The sequence below is a fragment of the Kitasatospora sp. NPDC056783 genome (assembly GCF_042789895.1).
Lineage (GTDB): Bacteria > Actinomycetota > Actinomycetes > Streptomycetales > Streptomycetaceae > Kitasatospora.
Genome location: NZ_JBHUAF010000039.1, coordinates 19,006 through 35,371, shown reverse-complemented (window position 1 = coordinate 35,371; position 16,366 = coordinate 19,006). Strand labels below are relative to the sequence as shown.

General features: G+C 70.2%; 17 protein-coding genes. All 17 read left to right on the top strand.

The genetic code is table 11. The features are described from left to right. Positions 1 to 93 precede the first annotated feature (93 nt). Positions 94 to 1,239: an LCP family protein gene (locus ACFRMQ_RS09185; RefSeq protein WP_380728576.1), complete on the top strand. Its 1,146-nt coding sequence runs from the start codon at positions 94 to 96 to the stop codon at positions 1,237 to 1,239. 138 nt (positions 1,240 to 1,377) lie between these two features. Next, positions 1,378 to 1,599, top strand: a complete 222-nt coding sequence (rpmE, locus tag ACFRMQ_RS09180) for a 50S ribosomal protein L31 (RefSeq protein ID WP_380728574.1) — start codon at positions 1,378 to 1,380, stop codon at positions 1,597 to 1,599. Between the two features lie 132 nt (positions 1,600 to 1,731). After that, on the top strand, positions 1,732 to 2,811 hold the full coding sequence (gene prfA, locus ACFRMQ_RS09175) for a peptide chain release factor 1 (protein WP_380728572.1): 1,080 nt from the start codon (positions 1,732 to 1,734) through the stop codon (positions 2,809 to 2,811). 57 nt (positions 2,812 to 2,868) lie between these two features. Next, positions 2,869 to 3,735 (top strand): peptide chain release factor N(5)-glutamine methyltransferase, encoded by an 867-nt coding sequence (gene prmC, locus ACFRMQ_RS09170; protein WP_380728570.1) that lies wholly within the window; start codon positions 2,869 to 2,871, stop codon positions 3,733 to 3,735. A gap of 139 nt (positions 3,736 to 3,874) precedes the next feature. Then, on the top strand, positions 3,875 to 4,522 hold the full coding sequence (locus ACFRMQ_RS09165; RefSeq protein ID WP_380728567.1) for an L-threonylcarbamoyladenylate synthase: 648 nt from the start codon (positions 3,875 to 3,877) through the stop codon (positions 4,520 to 4,522). After that, positions 4,519 to 5,196 (top strand): protein-tyrosine-phosphatase, encoded by a 678-nt coding sequence (locus tag ACFRMQ_RS09160; protein ID WP_380728565.1) that lies wholly within the window; start codon positions 4,519 to 4,521, stop codon positions 5,194 to 5,196. Before ACFRMQ_RS09165 ends, ACFRMQ_RS09160 begins: the two co-directional genes overlap by 4 nt. A gap of 107 nt (positions 5,197 to 5,303) precedes the next feature. Then, complete coding sequence (glyA, locus tag ACFRMQ_RS09155; protein WP_380728563.1) at positions 5,304 to 6,584, top strand: serine hydroxymethyltransferase; 1,281 nt, start codon at positions 5,304 to 5,306, stop codon at positions 6,582 to 6,584. Positions 6,585 to 6,755: 171 nt separating this feature from the next. Next, positions 6,756 to 8,057, top strand: coding sequence for an MraY family glycosyltransferase (locus ACFRMQ_RS09150; protein WP_380728561.1), 1,302 nt, complete (start codon positions 6,756 to 6,758; stop codon positions 8,055 to 8,057). A gap of 296 nt (positions 8,058 to 8,353) precedes the next feature. Next, on the top strand, positions 8,354 to 8,797 hold the full coding sequence (locus ACFRMQ_RS09145) for a hypothetical protein (RefSeq protein WP_359829292.1): 444 nt from the start codon (positions 8,354 to 8,356) through the stop codon (positions 8,795 to 8,797). A gap of 267 nt (positions 8,798 to 9,064) precedes the next feature. Next, positions 9,065 to 9,895, top strand: coding sequence for a F0F1 ATP synthase subunit A (gene atpB, locus ACFRMQ_RS09140; protein ID WP_380697058.1), 831 nt, complete (start codon positions 9,065 to 9,067; stop codon positions 9,893 to 9,895). A gap of 91 nt (positions 9,896 to 9,986) precedes the next feature. Continuing rightward, complete coding sequence (gene atpE / locus ACFRMQ_RS09135; protein ID WP_031074289.1) at positions 9,987 to 10,223, top strand: ATP synthase F0 subunit C; 237 nt, start codon at positions 9,987 to 9,989, stop codon at positions 10,221 to 10,223. A 33-nt stretch (positions 10,224 to 10,256) separates the two neighbouring features. Continuing rightward, positions 10,257 to 10,820, top strand: a complete 564-nt coding sequence (locus tag ACFRMQ_RS09130; protein ID WP_380728558.1) for a F0F1 ATP synthase subunit B — start codon at positions 10,257 to 10,259, stop codon at positions 10,818 to 10,820. After that, a complete protein-coding gene (locus ACFRMQ_RS09125; RefSeq protein ID WP_380728556.1) occupies positions 10,817 to 11,632 on the top strand; it encodes a F0F1 ATP synthase subunit delta in 816 nt (271 codons plus the stop codon). Before ACFRMQ_RS09130 ends, ACFRMQ_RS09125 begins: the two co-directional genes overlap by 4 nt. 156 nt (positions 11,633 to 11,788) lie before the next feature. Further along, positions 11,789 to 13,363, top strand: coding sequence for a F0F1 ATP synthase subunit alpha (gene atpA, locus ACFRMQ_RS09120; protein WP_359899956.1), 1,575 nt, complete (start codon positions 11,789 to 11,791; stop codon positions 13,361 to 13,363). 32 nt (positions 13,364 to 13,395) lie between these two features. Next, positions 13,396 to 14,310: a F0F1 ATP synthase subunit gamma gene (locus ACFRMQ_RS09115; RefSeq protein ID WP_380728554.1), complete on the top strand. Its 915-nt coding sequence runs from the start codon at positions 13,396 to 13,398 to the stop codon at positions 14,308 to 14,310. A 2-nt stretch (positions 14,311 to 14,312) separates the two neighbouring features. Continuing rightward, positions 14,313 to 15,758 (top strand): F0F1 ATP synthase subunit beta, encoded by a 1,446-nt coding sequence (gene atpD, locus ACFRMQ_RS09110; RefSeq protein WP_380728552.1) that lies wholly within the window; start codon positions 14,313 to 14,315, stop codon positions 15,756 to 15,758. Between the two features lie 187 nt (positions 15,759 to 15,945). Next, on the top strand, positions 15,946 to 16,329 hold the full coding sequence (locus ACFRMQ_RS09105; protein WP_030235805.1) for a F0F1 ATP synthase subunit epsilon: 384 nt from the start codon (positions 15,946 to 15,948) through the stop codon (positions 16,327 to 16,329). Positions 16,330 to 16,366: the final 37 nt, after the last annotated feature.

Here is a 16,366-nt window from a genome sequence, read left to right as displayed (position 1 = left end):
GGTCCGGGGTTCCGTGCGTCCGGTCCGCTTTGTTCCAGAGCTGGGACAACTTGGGGGCGTTTGGATCATGTTGTCCGATTTACTCTGGACCGTATGGCCGAGCACAAGAGGGTCCTGAGCCGCCGCCGCGTCACGCTGCGGAGGGCCGCCCGCGCGTTCGCCGCGCTCGTCGTCCTCGGCGCCGGCGCGGGCGTCTTCGCGTACATCAAGCTCGACGGGAACATCACGAGCGTCGACATCGACTCCCGGCTCGGCGGCGCCCGGCCGCCGGCCGCCACCGACGGCTCGTTCAACATCCTGGTGCTGGGCTCGGACTCGCGGGCCGGCGACAACTCCTCGATGGCCGGCGGGAACACCGGTGACACCGCCCGCTCGGACACCGCGATGGTGGTGCACATCAGCCAGGACCACTCCCACGCCCAGGTCGTCTCGATCCCGCGCGACACCCTGGTCGTCCGCCCGGACTGCGTCGACGCCGGCGGCAAGACCGCCCCCGGCGCCAAGCGCGCGATGTACAACAGCGCCTTCGAGACCGGCGGCGCGGCCTGCGCCGTCAAGACCACCGAGCAGCTCACCGGGCTGCGGATGGACCACTACCTCCAGGTCGACTTCGCCGGCTTCGCCCGGGTCGTGGACGCGATGGGCGGGGCCACCGTGACCACCACGGTGGCCATCCACGACAAGGACAGCGGGCTCGACCTGCCGGCCGGGGAGCACCACCTGGACGGGCAGCAGGCCCTGGCCTTCGTGCGCACCCGGCACGGCGTCGGCGACGGCAGCGACCTCGGCCGGATAGAGCTCCAGAAGCAGATGGTGCGGTCGCTGCTGAAGCAGGCCGGGGGCGCCGGGCTGTTCACCAACCCGGTCAAGCTGTGGTCGATCGGCGACACCGTGACCAAGAGCATCACCACCGACTCCGCGCTCGGCTCGGTGAACTCGCTGGTGGGCCTCGGCCAGGAGCTCAAGGGGATAGGCCCGGACCAGCTCGGCATGGTCACCCTGCCGGTGGAGACCGCCCCCAGCGACCCGAACCGGGTGGTCCCGCAGCAGCCGCTGGCCGACCAGGTCTGGACGGCGCTCAGGACCGACCAGCCGTTCCCGTCCGCGGTCGTCTCCGCGCAGCCGGAGAACCCCGCCCAGGCGGCGCCCACGGCCCCCGCCGCCGCCCGGCCGCCGGCCGCGCGGGACACCGGCGGGGCCGCCCCGAAGCCCGCCCCGAAGGCCGGCGCGGCGCGCTGAGCGGCGCCCGGAATATCCCGGAAGGGACCCCGGTTTGGGAAGATGCGGCCGGTCCTGGCAGACTGGTCCGTCGGTCCCGGTTCACGTGCGGCACTCCAGTCGCCGACCCGGTGCCCTCCCGAAACCTAGGAGATCCCCTTGAAGCCCAACGTTCACCCCGAGTACGTGGTCACCCACGTGACCTGCACCTGCGGTGCCGAGTTCACCACCCGCTCGACCGAGACCAGTGGCGTGATCCGCGCCGAGGTCTGCTCGCAGTGCCACCCGTTCTACACCGGCAAGCAGAAGATCCTCGACACCGGTGGCCGCGTGGCCCGCTTCGAGGCCCGCTTCGGCAAGCAGCACAGCGCGAAGGCCTAGCGCTCCCTCGGCGCCGGTTCCCGGCGCCCCCGTACTCGTTGTCGGGGGCGCTCGGGGGCCGGCGCCGTTCGCGTCCCCCGCGCGTTCCCCACCCCCACCCACGTACTGAGCCCCCGGGAAGAAGGCCACCCCATGTTCGAGGCAGTCGAAGAGCTCCTCGTCGAGCACGCCGACCTCGAGAAGAGGCTGGCCGATCCGTCCGTCCACGCCGACCAGGCGAACGCCCGCAAGCTGGCCAAGCGGTACGCCGAGCTGACCCCGATCACCCGGGTCTACCGGCAGTGGCGGCAGGCCGGCGAGGACATCGAGGCCGCGCGCGAACTCGCCGCCGAGGACCCGGAGTTCATCGCCGAGGTGAAGGACTCCGAGGCGCGCCAGGCGGAGCTCACCGAGGAACTGCGGCTGCTGCTCGTCCCGCGCGACCCGAGCGACGACAAGGACGTCATCCTGGAGATCAAGGCGGGTGAGGGCGGCGAGGAGTCCGCGCTGTTCGCCGGCGACCTGCTCCGGATGTACCTGCGCTACGCGGAGCGGGTCGGCTGGAAGACCGAGATCATCGACTCCAACGAGTCCGACCTCGGCGGCTACAAGGACGTCTCGGTGGCCGTGAAGACCAAGGGCAACGCCGAGCCCGGCCAGGGCGTCTGGGCCCGGCTGAAGTACGAGGGCGGCGTGCACCGCGTGCAGCGCGTCCCCGCCACCGAGTCGCAGGGCCGCATCCACACCTCCGCGGCGGGCGTGCTGGTCACTCCCGAGGCGGAGGAGGTCGAGGTCGAGATCGTCGCCAACGACCTGCGGATCGACGTCTACCGCTCCTCCGGCCCCGGCGGCCAGTCGGTCAACACCACCGACTCCGCGGTCCGGATCACCCACCTGCCGACCGGTATCGTGGCGTCCTGCCAGAACGAGAAGAGCCAGCTCCAGAACAAGGAGCAGGCGATGCGCATCCTGCGTTCGCGACTGCTGGCCGCCGCGCAGGAGGAGGCCGAGCGGGAGGCCTCGGACGCGCGCCGCAGCCAGGTCCGCACGGTGGACCGCTCCGAGCGGATCCGGACGTACAACTACCCCGAGAACCGCATCTCGGACCACCGCACCGGATTCAAGGCGTACAACCTGGACCAGGTCCTGGACGGCGAACTGAGCCCGGTGATCCAGTCCTGCGTCGACAAGGACGCGGCGGCCAAGCTCGCCGCGGCCGCCCAAGAGAACTGAGACCGGCGCACCCCGCCCGCGTTTCGCCCGGAGCCGGAGAGACGAGAGGTCGTACGGATGAACCTGCTGCTCGCCGAGGTGGCCCAGGCCACCCAGCGGTTGGCCGCGGCCGGCGTACCGTCGCCGCGCTTCGACGCGGAGGAACTCGCCGCCTACGTCCACAACGTCAAGCGCAGCCAGCTGCACACGGTGAAGGACGCCGACTTCGACGCCCGGTACTGGGAGACGGTGTCCCGCCGGGAAGCGCGCGAGCCGCTCCAGCACATCACCGGGCGGGCGTTCTTCCGCTACCTCGAACTGGCGGTCGGCCCCGGGGTGTTCGTCCCCCGGCCGGAGACCGAGACGGTCGTCGAGTGGGCGATAGACGCGGTGCGCGACATGGACGTGGCCGAGCCGCTGGTGGTGGACCTGTGCTCCGGCTCCGGCGCGATCGCCCTCGCCCTGGCCCAGGAGCTGCCGCGCTCGACCGTGCACGCCTTCGAACTGGACGAGGGCGCGCTGGAGTACACCCGGCGCAACATCGAGGCCAGCCCCGACCGTGCCCGGATCACCCTGCACGCCGGTGACGCCACCAAGGCCTTCGAGGACGACCGCTCCTGGGACGGCCGCTTCGACCTGGTCATCTCCAACCCGCCGTACATCCCGCTCACCGAGTGGGAGTACGTCGCACCGGAGGCCCGCGACCACGACCCGCAGATGTCCCTGTTCTCCGGCGAGGACGGGCTGGACACCATCCGCGGCATCGAGCGGGTCGCCGCCCGCCTGCTGCGCCCGGGCGGCGCGGTGGTGATCGAGCACGCGGACCAGCAGGGCGGCCAGGTGCCGTGGATCTTCAACGAGGAACACGGCTGGACGGACACCGCCGACCACCGTGACCTGAACAACCGGCCGCGCTTCACGACCGCCCGGAGGGTCGGGTCGTGAAGGATCGAGCACCGCACGACCGCCCGGAGGGTCGGGTCGTGAAGGATCGAGCACCGCACGACCGCCCGACAGGTGGGGTCGTGACCGCCGCGACGGCCGAAGTGACTGCCGTGAGCCACTCCGGAAGGGGACCGCACCGATGAGCCGCCGCTACGACTGTGCCGATGCCGGGGACCGTGCCACCGGTCTGCGCGAGGCCGCCTCTGCCATCCGCCGCGGCGAACTCGTCGTGCTGCCCACCGACACCCTGTACGGGGTCGGTGCGGACGCCTTCTCCCCGGAGGCCGTCGCCGAGCTGATGGCGGCCCGCGGCCGCGGCCGGAACACGCCCTCACCGGTGCTGGTCGGCTCGCCGACCACCCTGCACGGACTGGTCACCGACTTCTCCGAGCAGGCCTGGGAGCTGGTCGACGCCTTCTGGCCCGGCGGGCTCACCCTGGTCGCCCGGCACCAGCCCTCGCTGCGCTGGGACCTCGGCGACACCCGCGGCACCGTCGCGGTCCGGATGCCGCTGCACCCGGTGGCCATCGAACTGCTGAACGCCACCGGCCCGCTGGCCGTCTCCAGCGCCAACCGGATCGGCGGGGCGTCCCCGCTGACCTGCGACGAGGCGCAGGCCCAGCTGGGCGACGCGGTCTCGGTCTACCTGGACGGCGGGGCGGCCGTGGAGGCCGCCACCTCGTCCATCGTCGACGTCACCGGCAAGGTCCCGGTGCTGCTGCGCGCCGGTGCGATCAGCGTCGAGCAGCTGAGGGAGGTCGTACCCGACCTGGAGGCCGGCAGTTGACGCCGACCGCCTCGCTCCACGCCGGGCCGGGCATAGCGCCGTACCTGAGCGTGGGCCCCAGGCCGCTGGACCACTTCCGCATCCTGTTCGTCTGCACCGGGAACATCTGCCGCTCGCCGATCGCCGAGCGGCTGACCAGGCGTGAGCTGGACACCCGGCTGAGCCCCCGGGTGGCCGGGCGGATCCTGGTCGAGAGCGCAGGCACCTGGGGCCACGAGGGCGCGCCGATGGAGGACCACGCCGCGACCGTGCTCGACGAGTACGGCGCCGACAGCGGCGGCTTCACCGGGCGCGAGCTGCTGGACGAGCACGTGGTCGAGGCCGACCTGGTGCTCACCGCGACCCTGGACCACCGCGCCCAGGTGATCTCGATGGGCCACGAGGCGGGGCTGCGCACCTTCACGCTGAAGGAGTTCACCCGTCTGGTGCGGACGATCGACCCGGGCACCCTGCCGGACCCCCGGCGCGGCGCCGACGTCACCGAGCGGGCCCGCGCGCTGGTCCGGGCGGCCGCCGCGCTGCGCGGCTGGCTGCTGGCCGCCACCCCGGAGTCGGACGAGCTGGAGGACCCGTACGGGGCGCCGATCGGCATGTTCCGCAACTGCGGCGAGGAGATATTCCACGCGGTCGACCCGGTGGTCACCGCGCTCACCGGCGTCACCGCCCGCCGCTGAGGGCCGGGCCCCGTCCCTGGGCCGTACGGCCGCCGCTCGGCGGGCCCGGCGGCGGCAGCGGTCCTACGCTGGGTGACACAGTCCCCGCAGCGCCCGGGAGCCCCGTCATGACCGTCACCGATGCCGAGACCGGCCCGACCGCGACGACGGGACGCCCCTGGGCGTCCGAGGCGCTGCACCGGGCCGATCCGCAGCTGGCCGACCTGCTGGCCGCGGAGGCCGAGCGGCGCGCCGAGACGATCCAGCTGCTGGCGGGGGAGAACCTGACCAGCCCCGCCGTCCTGGCGGCGCTCACCGGCCCGCTGATCGACAAGTACGCCGAGGGCTACCCGGGCCGCCGCCACCACACCGGCTGCGCGCTGGCCGACGCCGCCGAGCTGCTGGCGATCGACCGGGCCCGCGAACTGTTCACCGCCCCGCACGCCAACGTCCAGCCCCGGTCGGTGACTTCGGCGATGCTGGCGGCGTACGCGGCGCTGCTGCGACCGGGCGACGGGGTGCTGGCGATGTCGCTGGAGCACGGCGGCCACCTCAGCTGCGGCTCGCGCGCCAACTTCTCCGGGCGCTGGTTCGAGTTCACCGGCTACGGCGTGCGCGCGGACGACGGGCTGATCGACCTCGACCAGGTCCGCGACCTGGCCCGGCGGCACCGCCCCAAGGCCATCGTGGCCGGCTCGATCTCGCACCCCAGGCACCCGGACTGGGCGGCGTTCCGGGAGATCGCCGACGAGGTGGACGCCTACCTGATCGCCGCCGCCGCGCAGACCACCGGGCTGATCGCGGCCGGGGTGGCGCCCTCCCCGGTGCCGTACGCGGACGTCACCGTGGCGGCCACCCACAAGCTGCTGCGCGGTCCGCGCGGCGGGCTGCTGCTGTGCACCGCCGAGCTGGCCGAGCGGATCGACCGGGCGGTCTTCCCGTTCAGCCAGGGCGGCGCGGCGATGAACGAGGTGGCCGGCAAGGCGGTGGCCCTCGCGGAGGCCGCCAAGCCCGAGTACCGGGCCTACGCGCGGCGGGCGGTGTCCGGGGCCCGGGCGCTCGCGGCGGGGCTCGCGGCGGCCGGAATGCGCCCCCTGACGGGCGGCACCGACACCCACGTGGTGACCGCCGACCTGAGCCCGCTCGGCGTGACCGGCGCGCAGGCCGAGCTGCGCTGCGCGGCGGCCGGCCTGCTGCTCGGCAAGTGCGCGGTGCCGTACGACCCGGCACCGCCCGCCGAGGCCTCCGGCGTCCGGCTGGGCACGGGCACGGTGACCAGTCAGGGGATGGGGGAGCCGGAGCTGACCGAGATCGCCGGCCTGATCGCGCGGGCGCTCGCCGGTGGCGCGCCGGCCCGGGTGGCGGCGCGGGTCCGGGAACTGGCGCTGGCCTTCGCCGGCCGGAGCTGACGGATTCCCTCCCGGGTATTCGGATCTCCTACCCGGGAGGGCGAACCGCGATGCACGGTCCCGGCGTCCGACTCAATAAGGTGTGTGCCGTGGCGACGCACCTCGAACCCCGGGAAGGCAGGGGAGTACCTTCGGTACCCCCCCGTTCGACAGTGATGCAGGAGGCCAGTGGTGCGTGAGTATCTGCTGGTGCTGTTCTGCACCGCCGCCGTCACCTACCTGCTGACCGGCCCGGTCCGGAAGTTCGCCATCGCGGCCGGTGCCATGCCGCCGGTGCGCGCCCGTGACGTCCACCGCGAGCCCACGCCGCGGCTCGGCGGCATCGCGATGTTCGGCGGCCTCTGCGCGGGCATCCTGGTCGCCTCGCAGCTCGACAACCTGGGCAAGGTGTTCTCACAGGGCACCGACATCCGCGCGCTGCTGTCCGGGGCGGGGATCATGTTCCTGCTCGGGGTGCTCGACGACAAGTGGGGCGTGGACGCGCTGGTGAAGCTCGGCGGCCAGATGATCGCCGCCGGCGTGATGGTCTGGCAGGGCGTCACGGTGATCACCCTCCCGGTGCCCGGCGTCGGACCGGTCGCGGTGAGCCCGACCCAGGGCATGGTCATCTCGGTCACCCTGGTGGTCGTCATGGTCAACGCGGTGAACTTCATCGACGGCCTGGACGGCCTGGCCGGCGGCATGGTCTGCATCGCCGCGATGGCCTTCTTCCTGTACAGCTACCGGCTCTGGTACGGCTACACGATCTCCGACGCGGCCCCCGCCGTGCTGTTCAGCGTGCTGCTGATCGGCATGTGCCTGGGCTTCCTGGCGCACAACATGCACCCCGCGCGGATCTTCATGGGCGACTCCGGCTCGATGATGCTCGGCCTGATGCTGGCCGTCGCCGCGATCTCCATCACCGGCCGGGTCGACCCGGACCTGATCAGCAGCGAGACGGGTTCGCAGACCGCCACCGTGCACACCCTGGTGCCGATCTACATCCCGCTGCTGCTGCCGCTGACCGTCATCGCGCTGCCGCTGGCCGACCTGCTGCTCGCCGTGGTGCGCCGAACCTGGGCCGGCCAGTCCCCGTTCGCCGCGGACAAGCGCCACCTGCACCACCGGCTGCTCCAGGTCGGTCACTCGCACAGCCGTGCCGTCCTGATCATGTACTTCTGGGCGGCGCTGATCGCCTTCGGCTCGGTGGCCTTCTCGGTGACCAACACCGGCCGCGCCGTCATCCTGACGCTCGCTGGGCTCTGCCTGGTCGGCATGGTGGTGCTGCTCACCCCGCGGTTCCGGCCGCGCGCCCCGCGGGCGGTGCAGTCCTTCGTCCCCCCGCGCTACCGCCGGCGGCAGACCGGTCCGATGGCCGAACTGTCGGCGAAGGACAAGCAACTCCTCGGTGAAGCCGGAGGGGATTCGGACACCGGCTCCGCCACCGGCTCCACCGCGGCCGGGAACCGTGGCACGGCCACCGGCCGCCGCTGACAAGCGAGTTGACGAACGCCCGGGCGAACTCACCCGAACGGCGCAGTCGTTACGCCGTTGGTGTGACAGGTGCCACACATTCATGGTAAAGCTCGCATCAAATAGTTTGTGATACCGTTCACGAGTACCGAGAACGCGCCGAAAGACCTGACAGGTGGATGACTTCCGTCCCTGTCGGTCTCCCTCACCGGGCCCGCCGCTCCAGCGGGCGGCTCGCGGCGATCCTCGGTCGGGTGTCAATCGCCACCGCTGTGCCCGTCCCCCCGCCACATCGACATGCCGCCGGAGCTGCCGACATGCCGTCCACCGACGCCCGGATCCTCCGAGGCGCCGCGATTCCCACTGCGGTCGCCGGGATCATCGCCATGGCGATCTCCTTCGCAGTCGCCGGTGGGAAGGGGCTGCTCGGCGCCCTCTTCGGCGCACTCCTGGTGATGGCCTTCTTCAGTTTCGGCCAGGTCGCGCTCGACCGGCTGACCAGGTCGAACCCGCAGATCATGATGGCCGCGGCGCTGCTGGTGTACACCACGCAGATCCTGCTGGTCGGCATCGTGCTCGCGGTCTTCAAGGACACCGAACTCTTCAACCGGCAGGCGTTCGCCTTCACCCTGCTCGGCTGCGCCCTGATCTGGACGGGCTTCCAGGTGCGCGGCGCGCTCAAGGCCAAGACCTTCTACGTCGACCCCGACGCCTCCGAAAAGAAGGGCGACAAGCCCTCCGACAAGGGGCGTCAACAGTGACGAGGCCCGACTGTCCCCCCAACGAGGGGGGCGGTGTTTATGCCGCACTGACGGGCTGCTATCGTCCGTCGCAACAACGGAGTACGGGAAGAGGCCTGGTCTGTCCGCACATCGGACGGATCGCCCCCCTGATCCGCGCAGTCTTCGATGATCCCGCTGTGGTGCAGTGCACCGGCGCGCGGGGTCGGCGAGAAACCCATCAAGTACCAGTGCCGCTCCGTGGCCGCAGGCCACGCCGACACACCGAGGTTGCCGTATCCATGCGTCATGACGAAGGAGTCCGTGGTGAGTGCTGAACTCACGCCCCTCGCCTCAGGCAGTTGCCACTTCGGGGACGCTGGCTGCGGCTTCCCGGCCCCGGGTCTGAACGAGTTCCAGTTCAAGCCGATCTTCTCGATCGGCAGCATCGAGTTCAACAAGCCGATGCTGCTGTCGATCATCGTCGCGCTCCTGGTCGTGGTGTTCTTCTGGGCCGCTTTCGCCAAGCCGCGCCTGGTCCCCGGCAAGCTCCAGCTGGTCGGCGAGATCGGGTACGACTTCGTCAAGCGCTCCATCGTGCTGGAGACGATCGGCAAGAAGGGCGAGAAGTACGTCCCGATGCTCGTCTCGATGTTCTTCTTCATCTGGTTGATGAACATCATGTCGATCATCCCGTTCGCGCAGTTCCCCGTGACCGCGGCGATCGCGTTCCCGGCCGGCCTCGCGGCCGTCGTGTGGATCACCTACATGACGCTGACCTTCAAGAAGCACGGCTTCGTCGGCGGTCTGAAGAACCTGTGCTGGCCGTCGGGCATTCCCGGCTGGGTCATGTTCATCCTGGTGCCGATCGAGTTCTTCTCGAACATCTTCGTGCGCCCCTTCACGCTCGCGGTCCGAGCCTTCGCGAACATGTTCGCCGGCCACCTGCTGATCGTGATGTTCTCCATCGCCTCCTGGTACCTGCTCAGCCCGTCCCTGGGCGCGCTGTACGGCTCGGCCTCGTTCATCGTCGCCGTCGGCCTGACCGCCTTCGAGCTGCTGGTCCAGTTCCTGCAGGCCTACATCTTCGTGATGCTGGCCAGCAGCTACATCGCCGGTGCCCTGGAAGAGGCGCACTGAGCCCCGGGGCCCAAGCCCCGCCGAGAACCACCTCCCGGATCGCCCGGTGGCCAATCACCACCGGTTCACCACCCTGCAAAGGACAACGTCAATGAGCATCCTCGCTGAGGGCACTGTCTACGGTTCCGTCGCCTCCCTGGGCTACGGCCTCGCCGCCATCGGCCCCGGCATCGGCGTCGGTCTGATCTTCGGTAACGGTGTCCAGGCCATGGCCCGCCAGCCCGAGGCTGCCGGTCTCATCCGTTCCAACATGTTCATCGGCTTCGCGCTGACCGAGGCGCTCGCCCTCATCGGCATCGTCATGCCGTTCGTCTTCGGCAACAAGTAATCCTGCCGCAGACCCTTCGAGGAAGGTCCAGAAATGAGCATCGTGGCTCAGCTCGCGGCGGAGACTGAGGAGAAGATGAACCCTCTTCTCCCGAACACGCCCGAGATCGTTATCGGCCTGCTCTGCTTCTTCATCGTCTTCGGTCTGCTCGGCAAGAAGCTCCTCCCCAGCATCGAGAAGGTGCTGTCGGAGCGCCGGGACGCGATCGAGGGCGGCATGGAGCGCGCCGAGGCCGCTCAGGCCGAGGCCCAGGCCGTGCTTGAGCAGTACCGTGCCGAGCTTGCCGAGGCGCGCCACGAGGCCGCCCGCATCGTCGAGCAGGCTCGCGAGCAGGGCGCCGCCCAGCTCGCCGAGATGCGCGAGGAGGGCCAGCGTCAGCGCGAGGCCATCGTCGCCGCCGGTCACGCGCAGATCGAGGCCGACAAGAAGCAGGCGACTGCCGCCCTGCGCCAGGACGTGGGTTCGCTGGCCACCCAGCTGGCGTCCCGCATCGTGGGTGAGTCCCTGGAGGACCACACCCGGCAGAGCGGCGTCATCGACCGCTTCCTGGACGAGCTGGAGGCCAAGGCCGCCGTTGCTCAGGGCGCGGCCAAGTGATCGGCGCCAGCCGCGAGGCCCTCGCCGCCGGCCGGCAGAACCTGGAGAGCCTGACCGACTCCACCTCGGTGGACGCGGCCAAGCTCGCCGAGGAGCTCACCGCCGTCACGGCCGTGCTGGACCGTGAGGTGTCGCTGCGCCGCGTCCTGACCGACCCGTCGCGGTCGGGCCAGGACAAGGCCCAGCTGGTCACCTCGCTGCTGACCGGCCAGGTCTCCGGCGTGGCCGTCGACCTGGTCTCGGGTCTGGTCCGCTCCCGCTGGTCGGGCTCGCGCGACCTGGTGGACGCGACCGAGGAGCTCGCCGCGTACGCCGAGATCATCGCCGCGGACAAGGCCGGCTCCCTGGACGACGTCGAGGACGAGCTCTTCCGCTTCGGCCGGGTGGTGAGCGGCTCGCACGAGCTGCGCGCCGCGCTGACCGAGCCGAAGGCCGGTGCCGTCGCCAAGGCCGAGCTGATCAAGAAGCTGCTCGGCGGCCGCGCCAACGCCGGCACCGTCCGGCTGGTCACCGCCCTCGTCAACGCGCCGCGTGGCCGTAGCCTGGAGCAGGGCCTCGAGTCCTACTCGAAGCTCGCCGCCTCGCGCCGTGGCCGCGTGGTGGCCCTGGTCACCAGCGCGGTGCCGCTGTCGGACACCCAGAAGGAGCGCCTGTCCGGTGCTCTGGGCCGGATGTACGGCCGCCAGGTCCACCTGAACATCGACGTCGACCCCGAGGTCGTCGGCGGCGTCCGGGTGCAGATCGGCGACGAGATCATCAACGGCACGGTGTCGAGCCGCCTCGAGGGCGCTCGCCAGTCGCTCGAAGGCTGAGCACCGAAGCAGCACATCCGACCCTCGGTCGGGAAACCGGCTCCCCAAGGAGTCGGCACATCGTACGGCCGGTTCGGAAGACCCGGCCGAGAGTCGAATACTTGCGGCCCTCAATGGCGGGCCGAGGATCGCAAACTAGGAGAGCAGGGAAGCCTGATGGCGGAGCTTACGATCCGTCCGGAGGAGATCCGGGACGCGCTGGCCGACTTTGTCCAGTCGTACCAGCCGGACGCCGCTTCTGTGGAAGAGGTCGGCACGGTCACTGACGCGGCGGACGGCATCGCCCATGTCGAGGGCCTGCCCTCGGTCATGGCGAACGAGCTGCTGAAGTTCGAGGACGGCACGCTCGGCCTCGCGCTGAACCTCGACACCCGCGAGATCGGTGTCGTCGTCCTGGGTGAGTTCGGCGGCATCGAAGAGGGCCAGACCGTGCGCCGCACCGGCGAGGTCCTCTCGGTTCCGGTCGGCGACGGCTACCTCGGCCGCGTCGTGGACCCGCTGGGCAACCCGATCGACGGCCTGGGCGACATCGCGGCCACCGGCCGTCGCGCCCTGGAGCTGCAGGCCCCCGGCGTCATGGCCCGCAAGTCGGTCAAGCAGCCGCTGCAGACCGGCATCAAGGCCATCGACGCGATGACCCCGATCGGCCGCGGCCAGCGCCAGCTGATCATCGGTGACCGCCAGACCGGCAAGACCGCGGTGGCCGTCGACACGATCATCAACCAGCGCGACAACTGGCGCTCGGGCGACCCGGAGAAGCAGGTCCGCTGCATCTACGTCGCCGTGGGCCAGAAGGGCTCCACCATCGCGTCCGTCCGCGGCGCCCTGGAGGAGGCCGGCGCGCTGGAGTACACCACCATCGTGGCCGCTCCCGCCTCCGACCCGGCCGGCTTCAAGTACCTCGCCCCGTACACCGGCTCGGCCATCGGCCAGGAGTGGATGTACGACGGCAAGCACGTCCTGATCATCTTCGACGACCTGTCGAAGCAGGCCGAGGCCTACCGCTCCGTCTCCCTGCTGCTGCGCCGCCCGCCGGGCCGCGAGGCCTACCCGGGTGACGTCTTCTACCTGCACTCCCGTCTGCTGGAGCGCTGCGCGAAGCTGAACGACGCCCTGGGCGGCGGCTCGATGACCGGTCTGCCGATCATCGAGACCAAGGCCAACGACGTCTCGGCGTACATCCCGACCAACGTCATCTCCATCACCGACGGCCAGTGCTTCCTGGAGTCCGACCTGTTCAACGCCGGCATCCGCCCGGCCGTGAACGTCGGCATCTCGGTCTCCCGCGTCGGTGGCTCCGCCCAGATCAAGGCCATGCGCTCGGTCGCCGGCCGCCTGCGTCTGGACCTCGCCCAGTACCGCGAGCTGGAGGCCTTCGCCGCCTTCGGTTCCGACCTGGACGCGGCCTCCAAGGCCCAGCTGGAGCGCGGTGCGCGCATGGTCGAGCTGCTGAAGCAGGGCCAGTACCAGCCGTTCCCGGTCGAGGAGCAGGTCGTCTCCATCTGGGCCGGCACCAACGGCAAGCTGGACGACGTCCCGGTCGCCGAGATCCGCCGCTTCGAGCGCGAGTTCCTGGACCACGTCCGCCTCCAGCACAAGGACCTGCTGGCCGGCATCGTCGAGACCGGTCTGCTCGCCGACGGCACCGTCGACGCGCTGACCAGCGCGATCGAGGCGTTCAAGCAGGGTTACCAGACCGCTGACGGCAAGCTGCTCTCCGAGCAGGCCTGAGTCCGGTAGCGAGGGAAAGGACGTAACGACCCATGGGAGCACAGCTTCGGGTCTACAAGCGCCGGATCCGCTCTGTCACCGCGACGAAGAAGATCACCAAGGCGATGGAGATGATCTCCGCGTCGCGCATCGTCAAGGCGCAGCGCGCGGTGGCCGCCTCCACTCCGTACGCCGATGAGCTCACCCGGGCGGTGACGGCGGTGGCCACCCGGTCCAACGCCAAGCACCCGCTCACCACCGAGAACCCGAGCGCCAAGCGCGCCGCCGTCCTGCTGATCACGGCGGACCGCGGCCTGGCGGGCGGCTACTCGACCAACGCCATCAAGGCCTCGCTGGTGCTCGCCGAGCGCCTGAAGGCCGAGGGCAAGGACGTGGTGACGTACATCATCGGTCGCAAGGGCGTCTCGTACTACACGTTCCGCGGTCTGACGATCGCGGAGTCGTGGACGGGATTCTCGGACAAGCCGACCTATGGTGACGCGAAGACCGTGGCGGCCGACCTGATCGAGGCCTTCACGGCCGAGACCGGCGGCGTGGACGAGCTCCACCTGATCTCGACCGAGTTCGTGTCCATGCTGACGCAGAACGCGGTGGAGGCCCGGCTGCTGCCGCTGAAGCTGGACGAGGTCCAGCTCAGCGACCAGACGCCGGCCAAGTCGGAGATCTTCCCGCTGTACGACTTCGAGCCGTCGGCGGAGGGCGTCCTGGACGCGCTCCTGCCGCGGTACGTCGAGAGCCGGATCTACAACGCGCTGCTGCAGTCGGCCGCTTCCGAGCACGCCGCCCGCCGCCGCGCGATGAAGAGCGCGACGGACAACGCCGGCGAGCTCATCAAGTCGCTCACGCGGCTTGCCAACTCGGCCCGTCAGGCCGAGATCACCCAGGAAATCAGCGAGATCGTCGGTGGGGCCAACGCGCTCGCTGACGCTAGCCGCGGGAGCGAATGAGTATGACCACCACTGTTGAGCCGACCACGGCGACGGGCCGCGTCGCGCGGGTCATCGGCCCGGTCGTCGACGTGGAGTTCCCCGTCGACGCGATCCCGGACATGTACAACGCCCTGCACGTCGAGGTGGACAACCCCGACGGCACGGGCAAGAAGATCCTGACCCTCGAGGTCGCCCAGCACCTCGGCGACGGCATGGTCCGCGGCATCTCGATGCAGCCGACCGACGGCCTGGTCCGCGGTTCGCAGGTCACCGACACCGGTGCCGCGATCTCCGTGCCGGTCGGCCAGATCACCAAGGGCAAGGTGTTCAACGCCCTCGGTGACGTGCTGAACGTCGACAAGGACGAGTTCGAGTCCCAGGTCCAGGTCCGGTGGCCGATCCACCGCAAGGCCCCGGAGTTCAAGGACCTCGAGTCCAAGACCGAGATGTTCGAGACCGGCATCAAGGTCATCGACCTGCTCACCCCGTACGTCACGGGTGGCAAGATCGGTCTGTTCGGTGGTGCCGGTGTCGGCAAGACCGTTCTGATCCAGGAGATGATCTACCGCGTCGCCGAGAACTTCGGTGGTGTGTCGGTGTTCGCCGGCGTCGGTGAGCGCACCCGTGAGGGCAACGACCTCATCGACGAGATGGTCGACTCGGGCGTTCTGGACAAGACCGCGCTGGTCTTCGGCCAGATGGACGAGCCGCCGGGCACCCGTCTGCGCGTCGCGCTGTCCGCGCTGACCATGGCGGAGTACTTCCGTGACGTCGAGAAGCAGGACGTGCTCCTCTTCATCGACAACATCTTCCGGTTCACCCAGGCCGGTTCCGAGGTGTCGACCCTGCTCGGCCGCATGCCCTCCGCGGTGGGCTACCAGCCGAACCTGGCCGACGAGATGGGCCTCCTGCAGGAGCGCATCACCTCGACCCGCGGTCACTCGATCACCTCGATGCAGGCGATCTACGTCCCCGCGGACGACCTGACCGACCCGGCCCCGGCCACCACCTTCGCCCACCTGGACGCGACCACCGTTCTGTCGCGTCCGATCTCGGAGAAGGGCATCTACCCGGCCGTCGACCCGCTGGACTCCACGTCCCGCATCCTCGACCCGCGGTACATCGCGCAGACCCACTACGACACGGCCATCCGTATCAAGGGGATCCTGCAGAAGTACAAGGACCTCCAGGACATCATCGCGATCCTCGGTATCGACGAGCTGTCCGAAGAGGACAAGATCACGGTCCACCGTGCCCGTCGCATCGAGCGCTTCCTCTCGCAGAACACCTACGTGGCGAAGCAGTTCACCGGTGTCGAGGGTTCGACCGTGCCGCTGTCGGAGACCATCGAGGCCTTCAACGCGATCGCGGACGGCAAGTACGACTCCGTCCCGGAGCAGGCCTTCTTCATGTGCGGTGGCATCGAGGACCTCGAGAAGAACGCCGCCGAGCTGGCGAAGAAGTAATCGCGGCCGGTAGCAGCTGTGAGTGACCGTGAGGGGTGGCCCCCGAGCCTGGGGACCACCCCTCACGTCGCATCGGGCTGTGATTCCGGTCAAATCCGTGCCGCCGGTTTCATGCCGAGGGCGCGGGGCCGTTATTCTTACCGAAACTCCCGAGTGATCGGGCGTTGCATGAGCCTAGGAGCCCACGTTGGCTGAGCTGCACGTCGAGCTGGTCGCAGCCGACCGCAAGGTGTGGTCCGGTGCGGCCACCATCGTCGTCGCCCGTACGGCCTCCGGTGACACCGGCATCATGCCGGGGCACACCCCGGTGCTGAGCGTGCTGGAGACCGGTCCCGTCACCATCCGCACGGTGGACGGCGGCACCGTGATCGCCGCGGTGCACGGCGGCTTCATCTCCTTCGCCGACAACAAGCTGTCTCTGCTCGCGGAGATCGCCGAGCTGGCGGACGAGATCGACGTCGCGCGTGCCGAGCGCGCGCTGGAGAAGGCCAAGTCGGGCCTGGACGAGCACGCCGAGCGGCGCGCCGAGGTCCGTCTGTTCGCGGCGCGCGGCCTCAAGGCCCACGCCTGAGTGCGCCGGACCCCGGCTTAGCGGGGTCGACCGACGG

Excerpts from the sequence above, each read along its gene's own strand:
- ACFRMQ_RS09185 (WP_380728576.1), top strand. The coding sequence starts at position 94 with ATGGCCGAGCACAAGAGGGTCCTGAGCCGCCGCCGCGTCACGCTGCGG.
- prfA (WP_380728572.1), top strand. The coding sequence starts at position 1,732 with ATGTTCGAGGCAGTCGAAGAGCTCCTCGTCGAGCACGCCGACCTCGAG.
- prmC (WP_380728570.1), top strand. The coding sequence starts at position 2,869 with ATGAACCTGCTGCTCGCCGAGGTGGCCCAGGCCACCCAGCGGTTGGCC.
- ACFRMQ_RS09165 (WP_380728567.1), top strand. The coding sequence starts at position 3,875 with ATGAGCCGCCGCTACGACTGTGCCGATGCCGGGGACCGTGCCACCGGT.
- glyA (WP_380728563.1), top strand. The coding sequence starts at position 5,304 with ATGACCGTCACCGATGCCGAGACCGGCCCGACCGCGACGACGGGACGC.
- ACFRMQ_RS09145 (WP_359829292.1), top strand. The coding sequence starts at position 8,354 with ATGCCGTCCACCGACGCCCGGATCCTCCGAGGCGCCGCGATTCCCACT.
- atpB (WP_380697058.1), top strand. The coding sequence starts at position 9,065 with ATGACGAAGGAGTCCGTGGTGAGTGCTGAACTCACGCCCCTCGCCTCA.
- atpE (WP_031074289.1), top strand. The coding sequence starts at position 9,987 with ATGAGCATCCTCGCTGAGGGCACTGTCTACGGTTCCGTCGCCTCCCTG.
- ACFRMQ_RS09130 (WP_380728558.1), top strand. The coding sequence starts at position 10,257 with ATGAGCATCGTGGCTCAGCTCGCGGCGGAGACTGAGGAGAAGATGAAC.
- atpA (WP_359899956.1), top strand. The coding sequence starts at position 11,789 with ATGGCGGAGCTTACGATCCGTCCGGAGGAGATCCGGGACGCGCTGGCC.
- ACFRMQ_RS09115 (WP_380728554.1), top strand. The coding sequence starts at position 13,396 with ATGGGAGCACAGCTTCGGGTCTACAAGCGCCGGATCCGCTCTGTCACC.
- atpD (WP_380728552.1), top strand. The coding sequence starts at position 14,313 with ATGACCACCACTGTTGAGCCGACCACGGCGACGGGCCGCGTCGCGCGG.